This window comes from Acidovorax sp. (genome assembly GCF_022763525.1).
Classification (GTDB): Bacteria; Pseudomonadota; Gammaproteobacteria; order Burkholderiales; family Burkholderiaceae_C; genus Acidovorax.
Genome location: NZ_JALEGG010000165.1, coordinates 1 through 3,628 on the forward strand (window position 1 = coordinate 1; position 3,628 = coordinate 3,628).

3 protein-coding genes are annotated in these 3,628 nt (G+C 59.9%); all 3 read left to right on the forward strand.

All coding sequences use genetic code 11. The features are described from left to right. Positions 1–1,395 (forward strand): DUF234 domain-containing protein (locus tag MRY84_RS12835; RefSeq protein ID WP_290566943.1); only part of this gene is annotated, 1,395 nt, incomplete at its 5' end. 145 nt (positions 1,396–1,540) lie between these two features. Further along, complete coding sequence (locus MRY84_RS12840; RefSeq protein WP_223056561.1) at positions 1,541–2,671, forward strand: IS481 family transposase; 1,131 nt, start codon at positions 1,541–1,543, stop codon at positions 2,669–2,671. Between the two features lie 537 nt (positions 2,672–3,208). After that, on the forward strand, positions 3,209–3,628 hold a 420-nt coding region (locus MRY84_RS12845), incomplete at its 3' end, for a hypothetical protein (protein WP_223056560.1).

Below are 3,628 nucleotides of genomic sequence, written 5' to 3' on the forward strand. Positions count from 1 at the left end.
CAGAACTGCCCACGCGACTCGCCGTGGCCCTGTTGCAGGCAAAACCCCGTTCCGCTTGGGATCTGCGGATTCCAGCTGAGGCTTGGACATAATCAGGAAACCTTATATGTGCAAATTCCGGACTCGGATCCCTCTGGGGTCGTGGCAGCGACTAACGGATATTTAGAGACCTTTGGCATAGACGAGCGGATCTCCAGCTTGAAGGAGCTGGCGCAGCTGATTGCGCGTCTGGCGCGCCAAGGCTACGTCGTCGCGCTGGACGAGTTTCAGTATTTCCACCGCAAGAAGCTCTTCGATTTTTGCTCGATGATGCAGGCCGAGGTGGATAGCCTCGCGGCCGAGGCAGACCACGTGCCGGGTGGTCTGATCGTTTCCGGCTCTCTGCACACCGAGATGACGGCGCTCCTGGAGGACCGCGACGCGCCTTTATTCAACCGAACCACCGATGTGCTCGCTCTGGATCATCTTGATATCGCTTCGGTACTGGAAATTCTTCGGACACATGCCGATGAATCGCCAGAACGACTGTTGTTCCTCTGGAATCTCTTCGAGGGCGTGCCAAAGTTCTATCGGGACGCCTTCGAGCAAGGGGTGCTTGGGGCCGAGCGGCGCGAACTACTGGAACGACTCTTCTTCTCCAGCTCCTCACCGCTGCGGAACGAAGCAGACAACTGGTTCCTGCGCGAATTGCGCGGTCGGTACGACATGGTGTTGCAGTATCTGGCCAGCAATCCGGGCTGCACCAATGCCGATATCCAGGCGGCGATGGCGGAGGTGGCGGCGCCGGGCGAGGCGCGCCAGGTGGGCGGCTATTTGCAGACACTGTCGCAGCGTTATCGGATGATCGAGCGGCGTTTACCAATCTTCGCTTCGCGCCGGGCACGCAGCGGGCGGTACTACATCCGCGATAATTTTCTGAGAGCTTGGTTGTCCGCGCTGCAGCGGCCGGTGTCCGCGTCCGCGTTCCGCCCCATGGCCGGATTGCTGGAGCAAGCCGACAGGCAGCTTAAGGAGGTCGAAGGCTATGCGCTGGAGGATCTGGCGGCACAGCTTTACGAGGAGCGCAGCCGCATCGGCGTTGGCGACTTCCCTTTGAGTGAGCGGATCCACGGGTTCTGGGATCGTGGCGATGTCGAGATCGATCTTGTTGCCGTCAACGAGGATGAGCAGCGCATTCGCTTCTGCAGTTGCAAGCGCAATGGCGAGAAGCTGCCAGGATCGGTGAATGGCCTAGAACGCAGTGCGCGCCGCTTTCTTGGCGCGTATCGCAGGTTCGCTCACTGGCGCTCGGAATTGGTCGGCATTGCGCCGGATATCTCGAACACAACGCGTGGTGAGCTGGCCGAGCGCGGCGTTCTGGCGCAGTCACTGGGCGAATTGACGAGCGGCCTTTAGCGGTGTTCTCACAGAACTAGGGAACAGCGCATGGTCATCCCCCCGTGTTTAACGACGTTGTTTAGACCGGAGAGATAGGTAACAGGTGTGCCAGGACATGGGTTACACCTCATGGCTTTGTAAGGAAGCCAAGACGTGTCGGCACATGCCCTGGAAGGAGCACACCCGCATGTCTCAACGCACCGAGTTCGTTGCTCTGGCCCACCAGCAGGGCGTCAGCGTGTCAGAGCTTGCCCGTCGTTTCGGGATCAGTCGCAAGACGGCCTACAAGTGGCTGGCCCGGGCCGAGGCGGGCGCTTCGATGGCAGACCGATCCCGCCGTCCGCGACATAGTCCAGCGCGAACACCGCCAGAAGCGGAGCAGGCGGTGGTGGCGTTGCGGCGCCAGTACCCCTGCTGGGGTGGACGCAAGCTGCGGCGGATCCTGCTGGATCGCGGCATGGCCGAGGTGCCTGCCGAGAGCACCATCACCCACATTCTGCGTCGCCATGGTCTGCTGACGGGCGCTCAGGAGACCGTGCCAAGACGATGGCAGCACTTCGAGCATGCCGCCCCCAATGATCTGTGGCAGATGGATTTCAAAGGCACCATCCGCCTTGGCCAGGGAAGCTGCGATCCCCTGACGGTCATTGACGACCACTCGCGCTACAACCTCGTACTGCGCGTCGTTTCGGACATGCGCACCACCACTGTCCAGACCGCCCTCACTGATGCGTTCCGCCGCTATGGTCTGCCAGTGCGTATCAATACCGACAACGGCGCGCCCTGGGGCAGCCCGCGAAATCCTGGGGTCCCTACAGCCCTAAGCTTCTGGCTCGTCCGCCTCGGCATCCGCATCAGCTTCAGTGCCCCAGCTCATCCCCAGACCAACGGCAAGAACGAGCGCTTCCATCGCTGCCTCAAGACCGAGGTGATCAACGGTCGCGCCCTCCGCTCCACCGACCATCTGCAGGCCAGCTTCGACCACTGGTGGCCGATCTATAACCAGATCCGCTCGCACGAGGCCTTGGGCCTTGCCACACCGGCTTCTCGCTATCGGCCCAGCCCGCGCCCCTTCCCGGAGCGATTGCCGCCAATCGAATACGCGCCCGACGACCTCGTGGTCGTCGCCAATAGTGATGGCCTCATCCGCTTCCGCGGACAACCGATTCAGGTCCCCAAAGCCCTGCGCGGCCTACCTGTTGCCATCCGCCCTCGGCACGATGTCGATGGCCTCTTCGATCTCTTCTTCTCCCACCACCACTTCGATTCGATCGACCTTTCTCGCCACCGGTAAAATGTTACCCATGTCATGGCACATCTGTTACCCATGTGTCCGGTCTAAACACGACGCCCATAAGCGGCGCCACGCGGCGGCGGCCAGCGGGTCGGAGACAGCGGTGACGGGATATCCCCTATCGACAATTTTTATGACGGCCTCTTCCTTGAACTCGAGAGAGTGCCGCTGTGTACTGCTGCTCATGGACTTCCTCGTATGGGTAAATCATAGGCAGGATCCGTCTACTGTTCCGGGGGAAATCCAAACAGCCTCAGAGTGACTGGCAACGTCAGCGCTGCCCTGCCCATTAAGGGCGAGCGCGAGGTCACACCGATGCGGGTCGGTGAGGCGAATTACACGCTCATCTGCAGCATTGAACGGGCGTTCAGTTTCTTGATGCAGCCCCTTGTTGCGGGCGCTAACGTATCTCCACTCGATGTAGCGGGGGCCTTCCGCAGTCGCTGTGCTCCGAGAATGAAGCAGCGTCGGGAAGATTAAGGCATAAGGCGCGTGCCATAAGGCCTGCGCAATTACAAAACTGACGAGGGAGGAGATATGCGAGCCATTCTGGCTTTGCTTTTAGTGGCAGCTCTGGGTGGCTGCGCGACGAGTCCACCGAAAGTGACTGAGGCTCGAGGTTGGGAGGTCGTTTTCGATGATGGTCGCCAGCTATCAGGGCTGCCAGCCATTCACTTGGTCGAAGAGCAGGGTGACTGGAGAGAGGCTTCCGGCAAGGAAGAAGTTCCCGGCAACCGAATCCTTGTGGATCTTCCCAACCAAAAGCTGTACTACACAGAAGACAGCGCCAATTTTTGCGCTTATGGCCTCTGGGCTACCTACGTACACGAATTGTGTCGCTCTGGTTACACGAAACTAGGTTTCTTGCCAACTTTTGAGAATCTTTACATGTTGGTATTGAGCCCCGCTGTCATATTGGGTCATGGAGGGTTGTCTTTCTGGACGAAAGTCGATCCC

Coding starts and splice junctions, on each gene's coding strand:
- MRY84_RS12840 (WP_223056561.1), top strand. CDS start 1,541: ATGCCCTGGAAGGAGCACACCCGCATGTCTCAACGCACCGAGTTCGTT.